This window comes from Microbacterium sp. WHRI 7836, assembly GCF_040223885.2.
Lineage (GTDB): Bacteria > Actinomycetota > Actinomycetes > Actinomycetales > Microbacteriaceae > Microbacterium > Microbacterium oxydans.
The window spans coordinates 905,470-925,799 of sequence record NZ_CP168171.1 but is presented as its reverse complement, the minus strand read 5'-3'; the positions used below and the strand labels follow the sequence as shown (position 1 = coordinate 925,799).

20 protein-coding genes are annotated in these 20,330 nt (G+C 69.2%); 5 read left to right on the top strand and 15 right to left on the bottom strand.

Going from position 1 to position 20,330, the window contains the following annotated elements; all coding sequences use genetic code 11:
• Positions 1 to 58 precede the first annotated feature (58 nt).
• Positions 59 to 1,732, bottom strand: coding sequence for an ABC transporter substrate-binding protein (locus tag ABRP18_RS04370; protein WP_058630490.1), 1,674 nt, complete (start codon positions 1,730 to 1,732; stop codon positions 59 to 61).
• Positions 1,733 to 1,895: 163 nt separating this feature from the next.
• Here ABRP18_RS04370 and ABRP18_RS04365 point away from each other — a divergent pair, with 163 nt between their 5' ends.
• Entirely contained in the window at positions 1,896 to 2,816 is a 921-nt protein-coding gene (locus ABRP18_RS04365; protein ID WP_349885610.1) for a sugar kinase, read from the top strand.
• A gap of 46 nt (positions 2,817 to 2,862) precedes the next feature.
• Here ABRP18_RS04365 and ABRP18_RS04360 read toward each other — a convergent pair whose 3' ends face one another.
• From ABRP18_RS04360 to ABRP18_RS04340, 5 genes are read right to left on the bottom strand one after another with little or no spacing between them, the layout of a single operon-like run.
• Positions 2,863 to 3,729: a MurR/RpiR family transcriptional regulator gene (locus ABRP18_RS04360; protein ID WP_046747341.1), complete on the bottom strand. Its 867-nt coding sequence runs from the start codon at positions 3,727 to 3,729 to the stop codon at positions 2,863 to 2,865.
• A gap of 13 nt (positions 3,730 to 3,742) precedes the next feature.
• Positions 3,743 to 5,275 (bottom strand): glycoside hydrolase family 3 N-terminal domain-containing protein, encoded by a 1,533-nt coding sequence (locus ABRP18_RS04355; RefSeq protein WP_046747340.1) that lies wholly within the window; start codon positions 5,273 to 5,275, stop codon positions 3,743 to 3,745.
• Complete coding sequence (locus tag ABRP18_RS04350) at positions 5,272 to 6,105, bottom strand: carbohydrate ABC transporter permease (RefSeq protein ID WP_017828171.1); 834 nt, start codon at positions 6,103 to 6,105, stop codon at positions 5,272 to 5,274. Before ABRP18_RS04350 ends, ABRP18_RS04355 begins: the two co-directional genes overlap by 4 nt.
• Entirely contained in the window at positions 6,102 to 7,076 is a 975-nt protein-coding gene (locus ABRP18_RS04345; protein ID WP_058630487.1) for a carbohydrate ABC transporter permease, read from the bottom strand. The genes ABRP18_RS04350 and ABRP18_RS04345 overlap by 4 nt, the downstream gene beginning before the upstream one ends.
• A 15-nt stretch (positions 7,077 to 7,091) precedes the next feature.
• Positions 7,092 to 8,381 (bottom strand): sugar ABC transporter substrate-binding protein, encoded by a 1,290-nt coding sequence (locus tag ABRP18_RS04340; protein ID WP_113680587.1) that lies wholly within the window; start codon positions 8,379 to 8,381, stop codon positions 7,092 to 7,094.
• A gap of 150 nt (positions 8,382 to 8,531) precedes the next feature.
• Here ABRP18_RS04340 and ABRP18_RS04335 point away from each other — a divergent pair, with 150 nt between their 5' ends.
• The 4 genes from ABRP18_RS04335 (at position 8,532) to ABRP18_RS04320 (ending at position 11,920) form a co-directional block, all read left to right on the top strand.
• Positions 8,532 to 9,803, top strand: a complete 1,272-nt coding sequence (locus tag ABRP18_RS04335; protein ID WP_349885609.1) for an LCP family protein — start codon at positions 8,532 to 8,534, stop codon at positions 9,801 to 9,803.
• Positions 9,804 to 9,840: 37 nt separating this feature from the next.
• Positions 9,841 to 10,701 (top strand): fused MFS/spermidine synthase, encoded by an 861-nt coding sequence (locus ABRP18_RS04330; protein ID WP_349885608.1) that lies wholly within the window; start codon positions 9,841 to 9,843, stop codon positions 10,699 to 10,701.
• Between the two features lie 156 nt (positions 10,702 to 10,857).
• Positions 10,858 to 11,385: a hypothetical protein gene (locus ABRP18_RS04325; RefSeq protein ID WP_046747335.1), complete on the top strand. Its 528-nt coding sequence runs from the start codon at positions 10,858 to 10,860 to the stop codon at positions 11,383 to 11,385.
• 46 nt (positions 11,386 to 11,431) lie between these two features.
• The gene (locus tag ABRP18_RS04320) at positions 11,432 to 11,920 is read left to right on the top strand and encodes a SprT-like domain-containing protein (protein WP_061017169.1); all 489 of its coding nucleotides are present in this window, start codon (positions 11,432 to 11,434) and stop codon (positions 11,918 to 11,920) included.
• Between the two features lie 7 nt (positions 11,921 to 11,927).
• Here the strand turns inward: ABRP18_RS04320 and ABRP18_RS04315 are convergent, their stop codons facing one another.
• From ABRP18_RS04315 to ABRP18_RS04275, 9 genes are all read right to left on the bottom strand, one after another.
• The gene (locus tag ABRP18_RS04315) at positions 11,928 to 12,350 is read right to left on the bottom strand and encodes a DUF3054 domain-containing protein (RefSeq protein WP_046747333.1); all 423 of its coding nucleotides are present in this window, start codon (positions 12,348 to 12,350) and stop codon (positions 11,928 to 11,930) included.
• Positions 12,351 to 12,451: 101 nt separating this feature from the next.
• Positions 12,452 to 13,111 carry a 2-phosphosulfolactate phosphatase gene (locus ABRP18_RS04310; protein WP_193762289.1) on the bottom strand — a complete coding sequence of 220 codons (660 nt, stop codon included), beginning with the start codon at positions 13,109 to 13,111 and terminating at the stop codon, positions 12,452 to 12,454.
• Between the two features lie 18 nt (positions 13,112 to 13,129).
• Positions 13,130 to 14,590: an ABC transporter permease gene (locus ABRP18_RS04305; protein WP_349885607.1), complete on the bottom strand. Its 1,461-nt coding sequence runs from the start codon at positions 14,588 to 14,590 to the stop codon at positions 13,130 to 13,132.
• On the bottom strand, positions 14,587 to 15,348 hold the full coding sequence (locus tag ABRP18_RS04300) for an ABC transporter ATP-binding protein (RefSeq protein WP_046747330.1): 762 nt from the start codon (positions 15,346 to 15,348) through the stop codon (positions 14,587 to 14,589). Before ABRP18_RS04300 ends, ABRP18_RS04305 begins: the two co-directional genes overlap by 4 nt.
• 160 nt (positions 15,349 to 15,508) lie before the next feature.
• The gene (locus tag ABRP18_RS04295) at positions 15,509 to 16,144 is read right to left on the bottom strand and encodes a response regulator transcription factor (RefSeq protein WP_046747329.1); all 636 of its coding nucleotides are present in this window, start codon (positions 16,142 to 16,144) and stop codon (positions 15,509 to 15,511) included.
• Positions 16,141 to 17,319 carry a sensor histidine kinase gene (locus ABRP18_RS04290; protein WP_058630478.1) on the bottom strand — a complete coding sequence of 393 codons (1,179 nt, stop codon included), beginning with the start codon at positions 17,317 to 17,319 and terminating at the stop codon, positions 16,141 to 16,143. The genes ABRP18_RS04295 and ABRP18_RS04290 overlap by 4 nt, the downstream gene beginning before the upstream one ends.
• Before the next feature lie 61 nt (positions 17,320 to 17,380).
• Positions 17,381 to 18,172, bottom strand: coding sequence for a class I SAM-dependent methyltransferase (locus tag ABRP18_RS04285; protein WP_349885606.1), 792 nt, complete (start codon positions 18,170 to 18,172; stop codon positions 17,381 to 17,383).
• Between the two features lie 44 nt (positions 18,173 to 18,216).
• Positions 18,217 to 19,371, bottom strand: coding sequence for an AMP-binding protein (locus ABRP18_RS04280; protein ID WP_349885605.1), 1,155 nt, complete (start codon positions 19,369 to 19,371; stop codon positions 18,217 to 18,219).
• A 31-nt stretch (positions 19,372 to 19,402) separates the two neighbouring features.
• Positions 19,403 to 20,323 carry a 1,4-dihydroxy-2-naphthoyl-CoA synthase gene (locus ABRP18_RS04275; protein ID WP_046747434.1) on the bottom strand — a complete coding sequence of 307 codons (921 nt, stop codon included), beginning with the start codon at positions 20,321 to 20,323 and terminating at the stop codon, positions 19,403 to 19,405.
• Positions 20,324 to 20,330 lie beyond the last annotated feature (7 nt).

The following is a 20,330-nucleotide window of genomic DNA, read 5'->3' as shown; positions in this document are numbered from 1 at the left end:
CGTTCCCCGGTCCCGCCGAAGGGGTGGGACCGGGGAACGACGTATCAAGTGGTCAGGCCTACTTGGTGAGGACGATGTCCGTGAAGACCTCGTCGTTCACCGGGCTGGCGGGGTAGCTCTTCACGCGCGGGTCGAACGCCAGGGTCGGCGCCGGGTGCGCGAGCGGAACACCGGGGATGAACTGGGCGACCATCTCGTTGATCTCCTCGTACAGCGCCGTCTGGTCCTCGAGGTTCGAGACGCCGCGCGCCTCGTTCAGCTTCTGGAACAGCTCGGGGTTGTCGAAGCCCCACTCGGAACTCTGCTGACCGAAGAAGACGCCGACGAAGTTGTCGGTGTCGTTGTAGTCACCGGTCCAGCCGAGCAGGTGGATGCCATGGTCCGAGGTGCCGGTGGTGCGGTCGAGGTATTCGACCCACTCCTCCGAGACCGGGGTGGTCTCGACGCCGACCTCTGACAGCTGCGACGACAGCACGGTGAAGATCTGCTCGGGGTCCGGCATGTACGGACGCGAGACGTTGACCGGGTAGTTGAAGGTGAGCTTCAGCGGGTTCGCCTCGGTGTAGCCGGCCTCGGCCAGCAGCGACTTCGCCTTCTCGGGGTCGTAGTCGTAGGTCGTGACATCGGGGTTGTAGCCGTTGACGACCTCGGGGACGAACTCGATGGCCTTCTGCGTGCCCTCCGGCAGCACCTGGCTGATCAGCGCGTCCTTGTCGACCGCGTACGAGAGCGCCTCACGCACCTTCGGGTCCTGCAGCTCCGGCACCGCCTGGTTGAAGGCGAGGTACAGGATCGTGAACGGCGGGCGCGACACCATGGTGAAGCCGTCGTCCTCGAGAGCCTTGGTGTCGGCCGGTCCGACGAGGTCGTAGCCGTCGATCGAGCCGGATTCGAGCGCCTGGCGGCGTGCGGTCGGGTCGTCGATCGTGCGGAAGATGATCTCGTCGATCTGCCCCTTCTCGCCCCAGTACCCGTCGTAGGACTTGAGCGTGACCTGCTCGCCCGGCGCCCACTCGTCGAAGGCGTAGGGGCCGGTGCCGACCGGGTGGCCCATGGCGTACTCGGACAGCTGCGGGGCCTCGGCGGAACCGCTGACCTCATCCGCACCGAACTCCTGCATCGCCGAGGGGCTCTGCATGGCGAAGGCCGGGAGCGAGAGCGAGGCGACGAAGCCGGCGAACGGCTTGTTGAGCTCGATCGTCACCGAGTTCTCGCCGTCGGGGGTGCAGGACTTGTAGACGGCGTCGGCCGCGTTGGAGGCGTACCCCTTGAAGAGCTTGTTGTAGTAGTACCCGAAGGCTTCGGAAGCCGCGAGACCGGTCCAGTTGAACCAGCGGTCGAAGTTCACACAGACGGCCTCGGCGTTGAACGGCGTGCCGTCCTGGAACGTGACGTCCTTCTTCAGCTCGAAGGTGTGCGACATGCCGTCTTCGGACGATTCCCACGACTCGGCGAGCAGCGGTGCCGGGTCGGCGGTGCCGGGCTCGGTGCCGACGAGACCCTCGAAGATCTGGCGCGAGACGCGGAAGCTCTCGCCGTCCTGCGCGAAGGCGGGGTCGAGGCTCGCCGGGTCCGAGGACGCAGCGAACACGAACGTCCCGTCGACGTCGCCCGATCCTTCCGAGCCCTCGTCGCCACGCTCACTGGCGACGCAGCCGGCGAGCGCGAGCGCCGCGATCGTGGCTCCGGTTACGGCGATGAGTCCTCGCCGACGCTTGACTGATTGGTGCATTGTGTGACCTTCCCTGTCGGGCGCTTCTTTGCGCGTCCCGAGGCTTCCTCGCCTCGGTGACGGTGATGACTCGACGGTACCCAGCAGATCCTCAGATACCAAACGCATCCAGGTTGCAATCCGATATCGGCGGGACCGGCATCGATCCGGTAGTGTCCAGATCGTGCCAGACACCACTCCGCTCGCCGTCTGCTTCGGAGAGGGCATGGTCGCCCTCGTCGCCGCCACCGCGGGTCCGCTCGAGGACTGCCGGACCTTCCACCGCTCCCTCGCCGGGGCGGAGTGGAACACCGCGATCGCTCTGGCGTCGGCAGGTGTGCACGCGTCGGTCCTCTCCCGCGTCGGTGACGACGGCTTCGGGCGCTTCCTCACCGCTGAGCTGCGTGCCCACGGCGTCGACGACTCCGCGGTCGAGGTCGACGGCGACGCACCCACCGGGCTTTACGTGAAGGAGCTGTCGGCACGGGAGGACGGTGCCGTCGACGGCACCATGCACTACTACCGCGCCGGGTCGGCCGCCGCGTCCCTGTCGCCCCGGACGCTCACGACGCCGGTGGCATCCGCACTCCTCGGCGATGCGGCGCTCGTGCACACCTCGGGGATCACACCCGCGTTGTCGGCCTCAGCCCTCGCCGCCCAGGAAGCGCTGTTCACGGAGCGACGCCCCGGCCGCCTGCTCAGCTTCGATGTGAACTGGCGACCCGCGCTCTGGCTCGGACGCGAGGCCGAGGGCCGCAGGATCGTCGCGGACTTCGCATCCCGCGCCGACATCGTGTTCTGCACCCGACCCGACGCGGAGGCCGTGTTCGGCACGAGCGAGCCGCAGCGGATCCGCGCCCTGTTCCCCCACCCGCGCCATCTGCTCATCACCGACGCGAGCGGTGCCGTGGCGTTCGACGGCACCGAGACCGCCGAGAGCGACGCGCTCGACGCGCCCGTGGTGGAGACCATCGGCGCAGGCGATGCCTTCGCGGCCGGCTTCCTCGCCGGGGTGCTCACCGGCCTCTCGCTGACGGGGAGCCTCGCGCGCGGACATCGCATCGCGACCCGCGCCCTGGTCAGCACCCGCGACCACGTCGACTGAGCCTTCTCGAGCCTGCCTTCTCGCACCGGTGCTTCTCGCGCCGGCCTCAGCTGCGACGGCGCGCCGGGACCGCGTCGTGAGTGCGCTGCAGCGAGACGGCGACCGGCTCCCCGCGGTGCTGCACGACCCGCACGAAGAGCACATCGACGAGCGCGAGCTGTGCGATGCGGCTCGACATCGCGGCCATCCGGAAGGGGGATTCGTGCGCGTGCGTGAGCAGCACGACATCGGCCGCCAGTGCCACAGGCGAGTCCGCAGCGCTGGTGACCGCGACCGCGAGCGCACCGGCGTCGCGCGCGACCTCGAGGGCACGCAGTGTCTCGGTGGTCTCGCCGCCATGGGAGAAGGCGATCGCCACGTCGGCGGCACTGCGCAGCGAAGCCGTCGTGACCGCGAGGTGCGGGTCGGCCGAGTGCGAGACGGAGCAGCCGATGCGCGACAGCTTCAGCTGCAGGTCCTGCGCCGTCAGCGATGACGCGGCCTGGCCGAAGAGATCGATGTGCCGGGCATCGACGACCGCACGGGCGACCCTGTCGAGCGCGGCCGCGTCGAGGGCGAGCGCGGTCTTCTCGATCGCGTCGATCTCCTGGGCGGCGAGCTTGGCGGCGATCGCGCTCGGACCGTCGTCGGGGTCGATCGCGGTGGTGTCCAGACCGAACCGTGCCTGCTGCGCCTGCTCCAGGGTGATCGCGCGGGCGACCGCGACCCTGAGTTCGCGGTAGCCGCTGTATCCGAGGGACTGGGCGTAGCGGGCGACCGTCGAGAGCGAGGTCTGACAGAGCTGGGCGAGGTCGTTGATCGCCAGGTCGACGACCAGGGTCGGGTCGCCCAGGATCTTCTCCGCGACGCGCGCCTCTGCGGCGCTCACCTTGGGAAGGGAGCGCCGCACCAGAGCGAGAACGTCATCGTCCATGGAGGGTCCTGTCTCAGCCGGCGCTGGTCATCCTCTGCTGCGCCGTGAAGCGTCCGAGGAGTGCTTCACGCGCCGTCTGGGCACCGAGCCTACTGGCTGCGGCGACCTCCACGGTCGGCAGGGGCAACGGCTGCGCCGTCGGAAGCCCCACGTTGACGACCACAGCGTGCGGATCGCGCACGGCAGCACGTTCGACGAGTGCCCGCTGCGCGGCGTCGGTGTCCGGCCGGTCGATCAGGAGCACGGTCGTCGCGGAGGCTGTGGCCGCCGCGGCCGCCATCTCGTCGAGCACCCGGTCCTGCTCGGACAGCGGCGCGGACGCCACGTCGAGACGCACGCGCAGGCCCTCCTCCGCGAGCGCACTCGCGACGTACGAACCCGCGCTGTCGACCGCCAGTGTCGATCGGCGTCGCGCATCGATGACGGCGAGCTCCGTCGACACCTCGGGAGTACCTCCGGAGATCGTCACCATTCGGCGCAGGATCCCGGCGGCGTCGAAGTCGCCTGTGGGCTCCTGCGTGGCTTCTACCGCGGCCGCAGCGGAGCGGAGCTTGGTCGCGAGCGCAGCGACCCTGGCTGCTGCCTCCTCGACGCGCTCACGCGGGAGCGAGCCGTCGCGGAGAGCCGCGACGATCCCGTCTCTCGCCGCGCGGAAGTCCTGCTCGTCCTGGTCGGGCAGAGCCGCATCGCCCGGGTTGGTCGGGTTTCCGATGCACAGGAGGTCGGCTCCGGCGGCGAGGGCCATGGCCGCTCCCCCGCCGAGTCCGACCGTCTCGCGGATGGCCGCCATGTCGAGAGCATCGGTGATGATGACGCCGTCGTAGCCCCAGTCGCGCAGCATGCCGAGCACACGCGGATTGAGGGTGGCCGGCTGCTCGCCCCAAGCCGGGACCACGATGTGAGCGGTCATGACGGCATCGACGCCCGCATCGATCGCTGCGCGGAACGGCTCCAGATGCACACGCTCGAACTCCTCGAGGTCGAGCGTGATCTCGGGAAGCGAGTGGTGCGAGTCCATGTGGGTGTCGCCGTGACCCGGGAAGTGCTTCACGCACGCCGCGACCGCGCCGTCCTGGATGCCGTCGATCGTCGCGACCACGTGCCGGGAGACGAGCGCCTCGTCGTCACCGAACGCGCGAACGCCGATGACCGGGTTGCGGGGGTCGGTGTTCACGTCGGCGACCGGACCGAGCACGACGTTGGCGCCGACCGCACGCACACGACGTGCCAACTCCGCTCCGGTCTCCTCCGAGGCGACGAGATCGTCGAGCAGGCCGAGCTGCGCGGCACCGGGAACCGTCGACCCGGTGGCGGACTCGAGCCGGGTGACGCTGCCGCCCTCCTCGTCGATGCCGATCAGGGCATTCGGGTTCGCGTCGAGGATCTGGGCGCTCAGCGCAGGCAGGCCCTCTCCGACGTTCTGCCCGAAGTACACGACTCCGGCCAGCCCTTCACGCAGTTCGTCGCGCAGCCACGCGGGCGCCTCGGTGCCGAAGAAGCCCGGCCACAGCACGCCGTTCGCGAGACGTTCGAGCTCGTCGGTCATCCCTTCACCGCTCCTGCCACCATGCCGGAGGCGAGCTTGCGCTGCACCAGCACGAAGAAGATCATGACGGGCACCGTGATGATGGTCGACGCGGCCATGATGCTGCCCCAGTCGTTGGAGTGCAGGCCGAAGAACGACTTCAGACCGATCGAGACCGTGTACTGGTCGGTCTGCGCACCCAGGATGGTCATCGCGAAGATGAACTCGTTCCATGCGGTGATGAAGCTGAAGATGCTCGTGGCGACGAGGCCCGGCATGACCAGCGGCAGCAGCACCGAGCGGAACATCCGCCACCAGCTCGCACCGTCGATGTAGGCGGCCTCTTCGAGCTCGACGGGAACGGCGGCGACGAAGCCGCGGAGCATCCAGATGCCGAAGGCGAGGGAGAGCGCGACGTAGACGACCATCAGGCCGAGGATGCTGTTGAGCAGACCGAGGCTCTTGACCTGCAGGAACAGCGGGATGACGAGCGCTTCGAGCGGCACCATCTGCACGATCAGGATCATCATCAGGATCGTGGTGCGGAACTTGAACTTGAAGCGCGCGACCGCGACCGCGGCGAGCAGGCACACCAGAGCGCTCACGAGCACCGTGACGAGCGCCACGATCGCCGAGTTGCGCAGGTACGTGCCGAATCCGCCGTCGGTGAGCACGAAGGCGAAGTTGTCCCACGTGAACTCCTGCGGGAGGAGCGACTGTCCACCGCTGGACGCCTTGCCGTCGAAGGCGCTGGAGACCATCCAGTAGACGGGGAAGAGGGTGAAGATCAGGACGGCGGCGACCGCGATCCCGATTCCGATGCGGGAGCGGAGCCTCGGACGCGGGTTCACAGCTCGTCCTCCTTCATGAGGGAGCGGATGTAGACGATCGTGATGCCGATCAGCACCAGCGTGAGCAGCACGGCGAGAGCCGCACCGAAGCCGTACCGGTTCTGGCCGAAGGACTCCACGTACGACCAGACGCCGAGGTTCAGCACCTGACGGTTGCCACCGCCACCACCGGGCATCAGGTACACCTGCGCGAAGACCTTGAAGTCCCAGATGGTGGAGAGGATGATCACGACCGAGAACACGGGCTTGAGCGTGGGGAAGATGATCTTCCAGAACCGGCGCCAGGCGCCCGCGCCGTCGAGCGCTGCGGCTTCGAGCATCTCCTTCGAGACGCCCAGCAGGCCGGCGAGCACCGTGATGGCGACGAACGGGAAGCCGTGGTGTACGACGTTGAGGAGCACGATGGCGTAGAACGACCACTGGTTCGTGAACCAGTTCACGGGATCGTCCATCAGGCCGAGGTCGCGCAGGACGGTGTTGAAGATGCCGCGGTCGGCATCGAAGATGAAGGTCCAGACATACGTGCCGGTCACCGCGGGCATCGCCCACGCGACCATGATGCAGCTGGAGACGATGACGCGCCAGGTGGTGCCCAGCCGCGCGAGCAGCAGCGCCACGAGCGTGCCGACGGCGACCGTGACGAATACGGCCACGGCGGCGAACCCGACGGTGTTCGGCAGCACCACCGTCCAGAGAGTCGGGTTGGTGAGCGCCTCGACGTAGTTGTCGAGACCGATCCAGTTGTTCTCCCCGGTGTTGATCTCGCGCAGACCGTAGTCCTGCAGCGAGTAGATGAACACCTGGATGAGCGGCCAGAGCATGAGCACCGCGAGGATGGCCAGCCCGGGCGCGAGAAGGAGCCAGGGGCGGGCCGCGACGATCGAGAGACCGCGTCGCTTCCGGCCGCCGGCCACGGGAGCGGAGGGGGACTCCGCTTCCGTGGCCGGCAGTGGCGCTTGCACCATCGACATGGAAGGAATGCTTCCTTACTTCTGGTTGAGGAGTTCGGTCATCTCGGCGGCGGCGTCCTTCGTCGCGGTCGCGACGTCCTTCTGCCCGCTGAGGATGGCCTGGATCATGGAGTTGGTCGTCTTCTTCGCCTGCACGGCGCCGAAGTTCGGGGTGACCGGGACGGATGCGCCACCGTCGACCATCTGCTCGGCGAACGGTGCGACCAGCGGGTCGGTCGAGGCCAGCGCCTCTTCCATCGCGGACTGGACGCCCGGGAAGTAGCCGGTCTCGTTCGACCACTGCTCGGCGAACTCGCCGGTGGTCATGAGCTTGACGAACTCCCACGCGAGGTCGGCGTTCTTGGTCGTGTTGAACACGGAGAGGTGTGATCCGCCGAGCACGGACGGAGCGATACCGCCGTCCTCACCCGGGATGACGGCTGCGCCGATCTTGCCCTCGAGGTCGGGGTTCGCCTCGATGAGCGACTTCGGCGTCCAGGAGCCCGAGAGCATCATGGCGACGTTGCCCTGCGTGAACGCGTCACGGAGGTCGGTCTCCTTCCAGGTGGTGGCACCTGCGGAGGAGAAGCCGTGCTCGGTGGCGAGGCCCGTGTAGAACTCGATGCCCGCCTGCGACTGCGTGCTGTCCAGCTCGCTGGTCCAGGTCTTGCCGTCCTTCGTGGCGATCTCGCCGCCGGCGCCCCAGACCCAGGGGTAGACCTGGAACTCGGCGTCACCGGGAACCGGGAAGGGGAGCATGTCGGGCTTGGCCGCCTTGATGGCGTCACCCGCGGCGACGATGTCGTCCCACGTCTTCGGAGCCTCGAGACCGAGCTCCTCGAACACGTCGGCGCGGTAGACCAGCGAGCGGACGCCCGCGTACCACGGCATGCCGTACAGCTCGCCGTCGTAGGTGCCGGCGACTTCGAGGCCCTCGACGAGGTCGTCGCGGAGGCCCTTCTCGGCGTCGACGTACTCATCGAGCGGCTCGAGCGCGCCGGCGTCGGCGAACTCCGCGGTCCAGGTGGTGCCGGTCTCGGCGATGTCGGGGGTCGTGCCACCGGCGATGGAGGTCACGAAGCGGTCGTGGGCGTCGGCCCACTGGATCTCCTCGATCTTGACCGTCGCGCCGGTCTCCTTCTCGAAGGCGTCGGACACCTTGTCGTAGAAGGCGGAGGCGTCGGGGTTGGTGCCCTTCATGATCCAGACGGTGAGCTCCTGGCCCTTGCCGTCGGTGGAGCCGGTGTCGCTGCCGCCGGCGCAACCGGCGAGGGCGAGCGTGGCCACGGCGCCGAGCGCCACAGCCGAGAGAATGCGCTTGTGCATTGCGGGGATCTCCTCTTTGAAAAGTCCTGGCAAGCATCGGGTACTCACCGGGGGTTAGGAAAAAGTATCCACGACTAACTAATTACCTGCAAGTTCCTCTCACAATCGTCATGTGGCCGTAACATCAGGTTCCCCCGGTAGGCTCCCCGGATGGTTCGCCGCACTCCTGACAACGACCGCTCGACGGTCGCTCGCCACGCGACACGCCCCGCTCTGAAGCCCGCCAGAGGATTCCTGAAGATCGCCGGGATCTCCGTCGGTGTCATCCTCGTCGCCGCGATCGCGGTCGCCGCGTTCGTCGTCACCGACTACTTCAACCGCTTCAACGAGGGCGCCGTCGCGTTGGAGGATGCCCCCGAGGTGGAGCCGCCGTCCATCAGCGCCTACCCCGGGGAGTTCAGCATCCTCGTCCTCGGCACCGACGAATGCGGTGCCGTGTCGACGGGTCTGCTGGGCGAGCGCTGCTCGAAGGCCGACGGTGGGATCCTCAACGACGTGAACCTCCTGGTCCACGTCTCGGCAGAGCCGCGCAACGTCACCGTCGTCTCGCTTCCCCGCGACCTCATGATCCCGACGCCGGAGTGCACCAGAGAAGACGGATCGATCGCCTCGGAGACCCGCAAGACGCAGATCAACTCGATCTATCAGAACGCCGGGATGTCTTGCGTCGCGAAGACCGTCACCGAGCTCACCGGGATCGAGATCCCCTTCGCCGCCAAGATCGACTTCGACGGCGTGATGGAGGTGACCGACGCGATCGGCGGCGTCGAGGTGTGCATCGGCGGCGACGGCATCCGCGACCGGCACACCGCGCTCGACTGGGAGCCGGGTCTGCGCACCGTGTCGGGCTACGAGGCCCTGCAATTCATCCGCACGCGGCACGGCGTCGGCGATGAGAGCGACATGGCGCGCGTGTCGAACCAGCAGCAGTACATGTCCCGCCTCGTGAAGAAGATCATGAGCGACGAGGTGCTGTCCGACCCCGGCAAGGTGCTGGGGCTCGCCGACACCATCGTGGACAACATCGATCCGAGCGTCGAGCTGGGAAACCCCATCCGGCTCGCCCAGCTGGCCCTGTCGATCAAGGACGTGCCGTTCTCCGAGTTCGTGTTCCTCCAGTACCCGGTCTTCGCCGACCCCGACGACTCCGACCGCGTGATCCCGAACGAGCAGGCCGCCGCGACCATCTGGGACGCTCTGAAAGCGGGTCAGCCCGTGCAGCTCACCGGCGACGTCAGCAACAACGGGGGCGTCGAACTCGTCGAACCTGCGCCGGGCACGGAAGGCGAGGCTCCGGTGACGGATCCGCCGGCGACGGATGCTCCTGCCACGGACGCGCCGTCTCCCCGTGCGACGCTCGACTCGGCGATCTCCGGTCAGACGGTCGATCAGGAGACGTGTGCGAACGGCAAGCAGCGCTGAGCCGCTGAGACGCTGAGCAGCGCGTAGGCTCGTGCCCATGGGCCGGACGAGATCGCGCGACACCGAGCATCCCCAGGTCCGGCTGGACCACGGCGGCATCGCCGGCATCGTGCCCTCGGAGTTCACGAGCGGCTTCGAGCTCATCGTCGACGGCACCCCGCAGTCCCATGTCGACCCCGACGACCCGACGCACCTGCACTTCGAGTACATCGTCCGCATGGGCGCGGTCATCGATCAGCTCGCCCCCGGCCCCCTGACCGCCGTGCACCTCGGGGCCGGCGCGCTGACCGTACCGCGCTACATCGACGCGACGCGGCCCGGCTCACGTCAACAGGTGATCGAGCTCGAGGCTCCGCTCGCGCAGCTGGTGCGCGAACACCTCCCGTTGCCGAAGGGAGCGCCGATCCGGATCAGGATCGGCGATGCCCGCGAAGGAGTCGCCAAGCTGCCGAGCGCGCTCCGCGCGAGCTGCGACCTCGTCGTCTCCGATGTCTACTCGGGTGCGCAGACACCCGCGCATCTCACCAGCGTCGAGTTCTACCGGGAACTCGCAGAGCTGTTGGCCCCGGGCGGGGTGCTCCTCGTCAACGTCGCCGACGGGCCGGGACTCGCTTTCGCCCGCCGCCAGGCCGCGACGATCGCGGACGTGCTTCCGGAGGTCGGCATCCTGGCCGACACCCAGGTGCTCAAGGGCCGGCGCTTCGGGAATCTCGTCATCGCCGCCTCCGCCGCTCCCCTGCCGACGGAGTGGCTGCCGCGCATCCTGGCCGCGGGCCCCCATCCCGCCAAGATCGCTCAGGGCGCCGAGGTCGACGCCTTCATCCAGGGGGCGCGGATCGTGACAGATGCCGACGCCGTCGCCTCACCGCGGCCGGACGCCTCGCTGTTCCTGCGCTGACGCACCGCCCGCTCCCCGCGCGCGAGCGGCTCGGACGGCGCCCCCGGAAAGCGATGGCGGCGTGTCGAAATCAGGATGCGGCAGACCAGGGCGCGCCGTCGAGTGGACCCCGCGCACGGAAGGCAGACTGGGTGGGGACGCTGCGGAAGGAGAGCAATGAGTTTCATCCGGGGATACGACCAGGAGACCCTCCGCGAAAAGGTCGATCTCGATGAGTGCGAGGCCCGTCTCGCGGAGATCGATTCGCAGCGCAGCCTGCCCGCTCTGCTGGAGCGCGTGTGGCTGCTGAAGGTGCTCGACCGCCTCGATGAGGCGCTCGCGCTGGCGGACGAGACGGTGCGCCAAGCGCGCATGGCGGGGACTCGCAAGGACGTGCTTCGCGCACGCGTGCTGCATGCGACGATCCTGCAGTATCGGGGTGCGCACGCCGCAGCGGAACAGGAGCTCGCGACCTGCGCCGCCGAGGCCGAGGGCCAGCGGTGGCTGTCGATCGCGGCCTTCGCGTACCAGCACCATGGCAAGAACGCCTACGACGCCGGCGACTACGAGACCGCGCGCGAGAGCTTCAAGCAGTCGCTGTTCCTGCGTCGCGAGTCCGGGGCCGAAGACAGCGAGCTCGAGACCGCGCTCCTGGCGATCGAAGCGGTCGAGCGTCGGCGCCCGCCGCAGCTCATCCCCGGCTGAGGCCCGGCGCGGCCGCGATGTCACCGGCATGGCTTAGCCTGATCGCATGGCGGAACTTGACCGTGTGCGCGTCTGGGGCGAGGCACTGATCACGCTGCATCTCGACGACAGCTGGTCGTTCGGCTTCGACAATGCCAAGCGTCGGGCCGGTCAGTGCGACTACACGAAGAAGCGGATCACCGTGTCGCGCTACCTCGCCGCTCGCTTCGACGATGACGACATCCACCAGGTGCTGCTGCATGAGGTCGCGCACGCCCTCGCCGGCCACGAAGCCGCCCACGGACCGATCTGGAAGCGCGTCGCCCGCGACCTCGGCTACGTCGGCGGCACCACCCATCACGGCGAGACGGCGGTGGAGCTCGCGCCCTGGGTGGGCAGCTGCCCCGCCGGGCACGTCACGTACCGGCACCGCCGGCCCACGAGGCCGACGTCGTGTGCACGCTGCTCGCGCACATTCGACTCCCGGCACCTGTTCGCCTGGACCCGACGTGAGATCACGAGCGACGTGCGGCTCGCCGCGCAGCTCCCGCGCTGACCGCGACTCACCTGTCGGAGTCGTCGACGCCCTCCGTCTCGACCGGTGCGGATCCGTCGATGCTCTCCGCCGAGCTGCGCCGACGACGCACCAGCGCCGCGATCGCGCGCCAGCCGACCAGGAACACCCCCAGCACGAGCGTCGCGACGATGATGAAGGGCACCTCCGCCGTATCACCGCTCAGCACGCGGATGAGCATGCCACCGGCGACCGTCACGATCCAGACCACCGCGCCCCACAGCAATGACCAGGGGCGGCGGGGTCGACCAGGCAACAGGGCAGCGAGGGCATGCCCCACCAGGAGGGCGATCAGGAACGGCCATGCCGTGAGGAGGAACCCTGCGGGGTTCTCGTCATGGGAGGCGCGACCGATCGCCGCGAAGATCAGCACGAGCACGACGTCGACGACGACAGCGGGAAGGTACCTCATGACACGACCCTACGTGTCCTCGCCCACACCGGCGCCTGCCCCGCGGCATCCGGCACACATCTGCGTGCCGGCAGGATCGCGCCGGACGGGCCGAGGCGACATCACTCGAAGCGGGTGAACACCCCATCACGCAGCACGGGGACGACGTCGACCGCGTCGAGCACCGCCGCATCGGCGACCGTGGTGGGTGTCAGTCCTGCTGCTTCGATGCGGGCCGTCGCCGCGACGCCGCCGGCGATCTCCCGCCCGGAACCGCTCGCCCCGACCATATGCCGCACGGCGGCGCGGAGTGCGTGGAACCCCTCGGCGGCGACCGCGGCGTCCGGGGCCGTGTGATCGATGCCCCGAGCCGAGAGAGCGGCGATGACCGCGCCCGCACCGAGCTGGTCTTCCACGGCGAACCGGAGAAGCTCGTTCTCGTCGAGCTCGCCGGCCGCGATGACGGCGACGGAGGTGCGTGCCTGCCGGCGCTCCTGGATGGTCTGCACCGCGCGAGCGACGGCGCCGGCGTTGCGGATGCTTCCCACGAGCACCGTCGATCCGCGGGAGGCCGCGACCGCGACCGCCGCGCCGTTGCGCGACCAGGTCTCCGCCTCGGCCACACCGACCTCGGCGCCGGACGCGACGGCGTCGACGACGATCGAGGAGAACCTCAGCACATCGACGACCACGACGACGTCGGCGGCGGCGAGCCGGTCGAGACCGGCTGTCCCCCAGTCGAGGCGGACCTGATACGTGGACTGATCGAACGGCGACGGCACCCGACCAGCCTAGAGGCGTCAGTCGGCTGCGAGAGCCTCGACCGGGGCCACCCTGGTCGCCAGTCGCGTCGGCGTCGCGGCCGCCACCAGCGTGAGCACCGCCGTCGCGACGACGATGATGGCCACGGGAACCCACGGGATCTGGGGCGCGACGAGCCCCGCCGGCGTGAAGTCCGGCAATGTCGGCACCGAACCGAGCAGCGACTGCGCGGCGATCCAGCCGTACACGACCCCGAGCACGAGGCCCGTCAGAGTCGCCGCGACCGTGATGTGCGTGGCTTCGAGCAGCACCATCCGTCGCACCTGGCGATTCGACAGACCGATCGAGCGCAGCAGTCCGAGCTCCCTGCGTCGCTGCACCACTCCGATCGTGAGGAGGTTCACGAGGCCGACTGCGGCGATCACCGCGGAGACGGCGACCAGCACCATCATCACCGCCGCGAAAGCGTCCATCGGGGCGAAGAACTCCGGAGGGACCTCTCCCGTCGACTGGCTCATCATCAACGCCTTGGCCGATTCCAGGGCCACGGCGAACATCGTCACCAGGGTCACACCCATCACCACGCCGATCGCCATCCGCGACGAACGCTCGGGGTATCGCAGCGCGTTCTCGGCGGCGAGGCGAGCGGTGGCGCTCGACCCGAACATCCGGCCGACCAGACGCAGCACGGGCGGCATGAACAGCACGGATCCGAGCGCGAGGCCGGTGAACGAGAGCACACCGCCGACGAACGCCACGACGACGCCGAGCGGCGTCATGAGCCCCACCAGAACCCCGCCGACCAGGAGCAGCGCACCGGCGATGAGCAGCACCCAGGCGCCGATGTGCCGGCCCGGCTTGCCGGAGACCTCGTCGAGGGTGCGCTCGACCGAACCGCCCAGCGACTGCAGCGGGGTCACCGCGAGCACGCGTCGGGAACCGGCCCAGGCCGCCGCCCATGTCGTGAGGGCCACGCCGATCGCCGGAAGCGCCACGAAGGGCTGAGCGAGGGAGAAATCGGACGGGGCATTGGTGATCAGCTGCCCGCCGATCTGCACTCCGACGGCCGCGAGCCCGATCCCGACCAGCAGACCGATCGCTGCTCCGAGGAGTCCGACGACGAGTCCCTGCCTGCCGACCTCGGCGCGCTGGGAGCGCGCGGTCGCACCGATCAGGCGCATGAGCGCGATCTGCCGCGTACGACCGGCGATGATCGTCGAGAAGGTGTTGGCGGTGACGATGGCCGCGACGTACATCGCGACGACGGTCAACAGGACGGAGAGCAGGGCGACGACGAAGGCGAGAGTCTCGCTGTCGCCGATGAACGGATCGTTCTGCAGCACGGCGCCGATGTAGGCGGTGATCTCCACGAGGAGCACGCCGAACGCCGCGGACAGTGCCGCGACCAGGATGCTGGCCCCCATCCCGCGGTCGCGCAACCACGCGAGTCGGGGTCCGGTCGCCCGAGTCTCGGGGACGACCGTGGCGACGGCGCTCATGCGGCCACCTCCGCGGCGAGCATGTAGGCCGAGATCTCCTCAGCGGTCTGACGGGGGTGGTCGGCGACGATGCGTCCGTCGCCGAGGTAGAGCACGCGGTCGGCGTGGCTGGCGGCGATCGCGTCGTGCGTGACCATCGCGATCGACTGCCCGTGCTCGCGGCTCGCGGTGGCGAGCAGACGCAGCACCTCACGGCCGGTCTTCGAGTCGAGGTTGCCGGTGGGCTCATCGGCGAACACGAGGTCGGGTGCCGTGGCGAGGGCGCGGGCGATGGCGACACGCTGCTGCTGACCGCCGGACAACTGGTGCGGACGGTGGGAGAGCCGCGAGCCCAGGCCGAGCGTCTCGACGAGCCCGTCGATGCGCGCGCGCTCGATCGCACTCGGACGGCGACCGTCGAGCTCGAACGGGAGCATGATGTTGCCGAGGGTGTCGAGCGTCGGGACGAGGTTGAAGGCCTGGAAGATGAAGCCGACCCGGCGACGCCGCAGGATGGTGAGGTCGATGTCGCCCAGGCCGGTGATCTCGGTGTCGCCGATCCACGCGCGTCCCTCGGTCGGGCTGTCGAGTCCCGCCATGATGTGCATCAGGGTCGACTTGCCGGAACCCGAAGGCCCCATGATGGCGGTGAACTGCCCGCGGCGGATGCCCACGCTGACGTCGTCCAGTGCGTGGACGGTGCCCTCGCCGGAGCCGTAGGTCTTCTTCAGGTGCTGGACGCGGGCGGCGAGCCCCAGGTCGGTGGTCGTGATCTCCATGTCCCCGACGCTATTTCCGCCGCCCATGGCGGGTCATCGCCCGCGGGGCGCATCGGCATACATCGCAAGGATGATCCCGTCACACCCAGGCGTGCGTCAGGCCAGACGTGCGTCGGGCCAGACGTGCGTCAGGCGAGACGTGCGTCAGGGGATGTCTGCGTCAGGCGAGGCCGTGCTCGAAGGCGAACACCACGAGCTGCACCCGGTCGCGCAGCGCCAGTTTGCTGAGGATCCTGCTGATGTGCGTCTTCACCGTCGCCTCGCTCAGGTACTCCCGGCTCGCGATCTCGGCATTCGACAGCCCTCGGGCCGCGAGCGCGAAGATCTCCCTCTCCCGGTCCGTCAGGTCGGCATACTGCGGCGGAACGGGTTTGGGAGCCTCGGCGAAGTGCTCGAAGAGATCGCGGGTCGCCGAAGCAGCGATCACGCTCGACCCGGAGTGCACCGTGCGGATCGCCGCGAGCAGGAACTCGGGGTCGGCGTCCTTGAGGAGGAATCCGCTCGCGCCCTGCCGGATCGCCCTCGCCGCCGCCTCATCCAGATCGAACGTGGTGAGCATGACGACGCGCGGGGCATCAGGGCGGGTCAGGATCTCCGCAGTCGCCGTGAGCCCGTCCATCACCGGCATCCGGATGTCCATCATCACCACGTCGGGGCGGGTCGTGCGGACGACGTCGATCGCCTCCTGGCCGTTGCCGGCTTCGCCGACCACCTCGAGGTCGGGCTGTGACGCGATGAGCATCCGGATTCCGGCACGGAAGAGCGCCTGGTCGTCGACGAGCACGACTCTGATCATTCGGAGACTCCGATCGGGAGCGTGGCGTGGACGACGAACTGTGCCCCTCTGCGCTCGGCTTGCAGACTACCGCCGACGAGCTGCGCACGCTCACGCATGCCGATGAGCCCGTGTCCGCCGGGGACGGAGGTCGCCTCGCTCGCGACCGTGTTCCGCACATCGACGTCGACGCGGTCGGGAAGCCAGGCGATGTGCACGTCGACCGCGCCGTCTCCGTGGCGGATCGCGTTCGTGAGCGCCTCCTGGAGGATGCGGTACACGGCGAGCTGGATCGCGGCGGGCGGCTCCCCCGGCGGCATCGGATCCACGGTGACGCGCGGCTCGATCCCGGCCTGCCGCACCTGCGCGAACAGCGCCTCGAGGTCGGCGAGCGTCGGCTGCGGACCGTCGCCCTGTCGATGCCGCAACTGCGTGAGCAGCATCCGCACGTCGCTCAGAGCTCCGCGCGCGGTCTGGGCGATGGTGCCGAGAGCCTCGGTCGCCACTTCGGGCTGCACCGCGGCCGCGTACCTGGCACCGTCCGCCTGGGCGATCACCACGGCCAGCGAATGCGCGACCACGTCATGCATGTCGCGCGCGATGCGCACCCGTTCCTGCTCCTCGGCGGCGAGGGACTCGGCCTGCAGCTGGGCCGACCTCGTTCGGCGCGCGCGCAGCACGACACGCCACAGCAGGCCGCACACCCAGGCGAAGCCGAGCGCCATGACCGAGAGCACGAGGAGCAGCGTCCCCGTGGTGATCTTCTGCCATCCGTCGCCGGTTCCGAACGCCACACCGTTGACGATCACCATGAACACGGCGGCCACGAGACCGCCGAAGAGCGCTGAACCGAATCCCCACCAGAGCACCCGGCGCGTCCCCCAGGCGGAGGTCGCGTACAGCACCAGCAGGATCGCGACGTCGATCGGCAGCGGCCCGAAACCGGCGATCATCTGCAGCACGGCGCCGGCCCAGGCAGCGGCCAACGCCCATCCGGGCGCGAGCCGTCCGATGGCGACGGCGCCGGACATGAGCACGCTCGCGAAGACGAGGATCACGATCGCCGCGCCGCCGACGGCCGGGTTGTCCGTGACGGGCCCGTAGAACACCAGCGACATCGGTGCGAGCACGAGGAAGAGCAACGCCGCCCCGACGATGTCGAGGATCAGCGCGGTGCGGGAGAGCGGGCGGATCACTCCCCCACGCTACGCGAGCGTCTGCGCGTGGGCATCCGTCGAGGGATGTATCCGTGCCGGGTCAGGCGCGTGCGACGATCTCGCCGTGCGGCACCAGGTACCAGCCGTCGCCGTCATCGGCCCAGCGCTTCCAGGCGTCGCTGATCTCCTGTAGATCAGCGGGCGTCGCCATGTCGCTGTCGACGAGCTGCCGTGCGAGCGCGGATTCGAGGATGCGGTCGGCCCACATGCCGCCCCACCACGCCCGCTCTTCCGGAGACGCGTAGCACCAGGTCGACGCCGTCGCCGAGATGTCGGTGAAGCCCGCAGCGCGTGCCCAGGCCAACAGCCGTCGTCCCGCATCCGGCTCTCCGCCGTTGGCCCTGGCCGCGGCGCGATACAGCGCGAGCCACCGGTCGAGCTCCGGCAGCACGGGGAACCACACGAAGCCCGCGTAGTCGGCATCGCGTGCGGCGACGACGCCGCCCGGAACCGTGACGCGGCGCATCTCGCGCAGAGCCTGCACGGGGTCGCCGACGTGCTGGAGCACCTGGTGCGCGTGCACGACGTCGAAGGATTCGTCGGGAAAGCTCAGCGCGTGCACGTCTTCGACGGAGAACGACAGGGTCGTGAGGCCGCGATCGGCGGCGAGCCGCTCCGAGAGGGACAGGGCGTTCTCGTCGATCTCCGTCGCTGTCACGTGCGCCACGATGCCGGCGAAGTCGACCGTGATGCTCCCAGGACCTGCGCCCACGTCGAGAAGTCGTGTGCTGGCCCCGAGGTACGGACGGAGGTACTCGGCGGAGTTCGCGATGTCGCGGACGTTGTGCGAGCGGAGGACGGTTTCGTGGTGTCCATGCGTGTACGAGGCCATGGGGTCAGTCTGGCAGAGCCCTTCGAGACCGGTCGTGGCACGCCTCAGCGCAGCTCGGCGACCATCCGTCGGAGGGACTCGCGGTCGGGCTTGCCCGAGGACAGCACGTCGATCTCGTCGACCACGATCAACCGTGCAGGCCTGGCATGCTTGCCGAGCTCTTCCTCGACCGCGTCCCGGGCGTGCGCGAGCTGCTCGGACTCGCTGCGCCGGAGCACCTCCCCCCGCGCCGCCACGATCACGGATGCCTCGCCCCACCGCTCATCCTCCACGCCGACCACCACGGCCTCGTGGAGACCGGGGACGCGACGGACGACCCGTTCCACACGGTCGAGGGAGATGTTGATGCCGCCGGAGACGATCACGTTGTCGGCCCGGCCGTGCACGCGCACAGTGCCGTCTTCGACGAGGCCGAGGTCGCCGGTGCGGTACCAGCGGATGCCGTGCTCATCACGCACGAAGGTGCGCGCGGTCAGTGCCGCATCTCCCAGGTATCCTTCGGCGAGCATGGGCCCGGCGATGCGCAGCTCTCCGTCCACCGTGCGGACGCCGACCGTGTCGAGCGGTACGCCGTCGTAGACGCATCCCCCGCTGGTCTCGGTCGAACCGTAGGTGCGCACCAGTCGCACCCCGAGGTCGGCTGCTCGCTCGCGCAGCGGCTCGGGAAGAGACTGGCCGCCCACGAGGATCGCCCGATACGCCGTCAAGGCCGCACGGACCGACGTCTCGTCCGCGGCGTCGAGCAGCGTCGAGACCTGGGCGGGCACGAGCGAGGTGTACAGGTCGGGCATCCCCGTGCTCGACGACGGCCGCATCATCTCGTACGTCGCCTCGGCGAAGACCTGCGGCGAGAATCGCCCCTCGATCCGTGTGGGCTGCGTATCCGCGAGGATCGACCGCACGAGCACCTGGAGCCCGGCGACGTAGCCGGCGGGCAGTGCGAGCAGCCAGCGGCCGCTGCCGATCCGTGCCGCCGTCGCCTCTGCGCTCGCCCTCAGCGCCTCCCCGCTCAGCGCGACGCGCTTCGGGATGCCGCTCGATCCCGACGTCGCGATCACCGCCGCGAGTCCGTCCGCCACGTTCTCCGGGGCATCGGCCACCATCCCCAGCCCCAGAGCGGGGCCGCCGTCGAGCGCCCGCTGCAGGGCCTCCCGCAGCAGAACCGGGTCTTCGGCATCTGTGGGGATCAGGGCGGTCATGCGTGTCTCCGACTCTGTGGGACCGGCGGACTCAGTAGTGCCAGGGGAAGGACGACCAGTCGGGGTCGCGCTTCTCGAGGAAGGAGTCGCGCCCCTCGACGGCCTCGTCGGTGCCGTAGGCGAGGCGAGTGGCCTCGCCGGCGAAGACCTGCTGGCCGACGAGACCGTCATCGACCGCGTTGAAGGCGAACTTCAGCATCCGGATGGCGGTCGGGGACTTGGTCAACACGGTGCGCGCCATCTTCAGCGCCTCGCGTTCGAGGTCGACGTGCGGCACGACACGGTTGACCGCACCGGCCTCGTACGCGCGCTGTGCGGAGTACTCCTCCGCCAGGAAGAACACCTCTCTGGCGAACTTCTGTCCGGTCTGACGCGCCATGTATGCAGAGCCGTATCCGGCGTCGAAGCTGCCGACGTCCGCATCCGTCTGCTTGAAACGCGCCTCTTCCGCCGAGGCGATCGTGAGGTCGCACACCACATGCAGGGAGTGGCCGCCGCCGGCCGCCCACCCCGGCACCACCGCGATGACGACCTTCGGCATGAAGCGGATGAGCCGCTGCACCTCGAGGATGTGGAGTCGACCGACCGCCGCGCGGCTCGCCCCGTCGACGATCGCCGTCTCGGCGTCGGAGTACTTGTATCCATCGCGACCGCGGATGCGCTGGTCGCCACCGGAGCAGAACGCCCAGCCGCCGTCCTTCGGGCTCGGTCCGTTTCCCGTGAGCAGCACCGCACCGATGCGCGCATCCTGTCGGGCGATGTCGAGGGCACGGTAGAGCTCGTCGACCGTGTGCGGACGGAAGGCGTTGCGCACCTCCGGCCGGTTGAAGGCGATGCGCGCGACTCCGCCGTCCCGCGAGACATGCGCGGTGATGTCGGTGTAGTCCTCGGCGCCGGGCGCGAGCACCCATTCGGCCGGGTCGAACAGGTCGGAGACGAAGGCATCGGTCACGGCATCC

What these genes read in the sequence shown, in the direction of transcription:
- ABRP18_RS04305 (WP_349885607.1), bottom strand. Translation starts at nt 14,590, where the DNA reads ATGAGCGCCGTCGCCACGGTCGTCCCCGAGACTCGGGCGACCGGACCC.
- ABRP18_RS04360 (WP_046747341.1), bottom strand. Translation starts at nt 3,729, where the DNA reads ATGGACGATGACGTTCTCGCTCTGGTGCGGCGCTCCCTTCCCAAGGTG.
- ABRP18_RS04345 (WP_058630487.1), bottom strand. Translation starts at nt 7,076, where the DNA reads ATGTCGATGGTGCAAGCGCCACTGCCGGCCACGGAAGCGGAGTCCCCC.
- ABRP18_RS04335 (WP_349885609.1), top strand. Translation starts at nt 8,532, where the DNA reads ATGGTTCGCCGCACTCCTGACAACGACCGCTCGACGGTCGCTCGCCAC.
- ABRP18_RS04340 (WP_113680587.1), bottom strand. Translation starts at nt 8,381, where the DNA reads ATGCACAAGCGCATTCTCTCGGCTGTGGCGCTCGGCGCCGTGGCCACG.
- ABRP18_RS04370 (WP_058630490.1), bottom strand. Translation starts at nt 1,732, where the DNA reads ATGCACCAATCAGTCAAGCGTCGGCGAGGACTCATCGCCGTAACCGGA.
- ABRP18_RS04295 (WP_046747329.1), bottom strand. Translation starts at nt 16,144, where the DNA reads ATGATCAGAGTCGTGCTCGTCGACGACCAGGCGCTCTTCCGTGCCGGA.
- ABRP18_RS04355 (WP_046747340.1), bottom strand. Translation starts at nt 5,275, where the DNA reads ATGACCGACGAGCTCGAACGTCTCGCGAACGGCGTGCTGTGGCCGGGC.
- ABRP18_RS04285 (WP_349885606.1), bottom strand. Translation starts at nt 18,172, where the DNA reads ATGGCCTCGTACACGCATGGACACCACGAAACCGTCCTCCGCTCGCAC.
- ABRP18_RS04280 (WP_349885605.1), bottom strand. Translation starts at nt 19,371, where the DNA reads ATGACCGCCCTGATCCCCACAGATGCCGAAGACCCGGTTCTGCTGCGG.
- ABRP18_RS04330 (WP_349885608.1), top strand. Translation starts at nt 9,841, where the DNA reads ATGGGCCGGACGAGATCGCGCGACACCGAGCATCCCCAGGTCCGGCTG.
- ABRP18_RS04315 (WP_046747333.1), bottom strand. Translation starts at nt 12,350, where the DNA reads ATGAGGTACCTTCCCGCTGTCGTCGTCGACGTCGTGCTCGTGCTGATC.
- ABRP18_RS04300 (WP_046747330.1), bottom strand. Translation starts at nt 15,348, where the DNA reads ATGGAGATCACGACCACCGACCTGGGGCTCGCCGCCCGCGTCCAGCAC.
- ABRP18_RS04325 (WP_046747335.1), top strand. Translation starts at nt 10,858, where the DNA reads ATGAGTTTCATCCGGGGATACGACCAGGAGACCCTCCGCGAAAAGGTC.
- ABRP18_RS04320 (WP_061017169.1), top strand. Translation starts at nt 11,432, where the DNA reads ATGGCGGAACTTGACCGTGTGCGCGTCTGGGGCGAGGCACTGATCACG.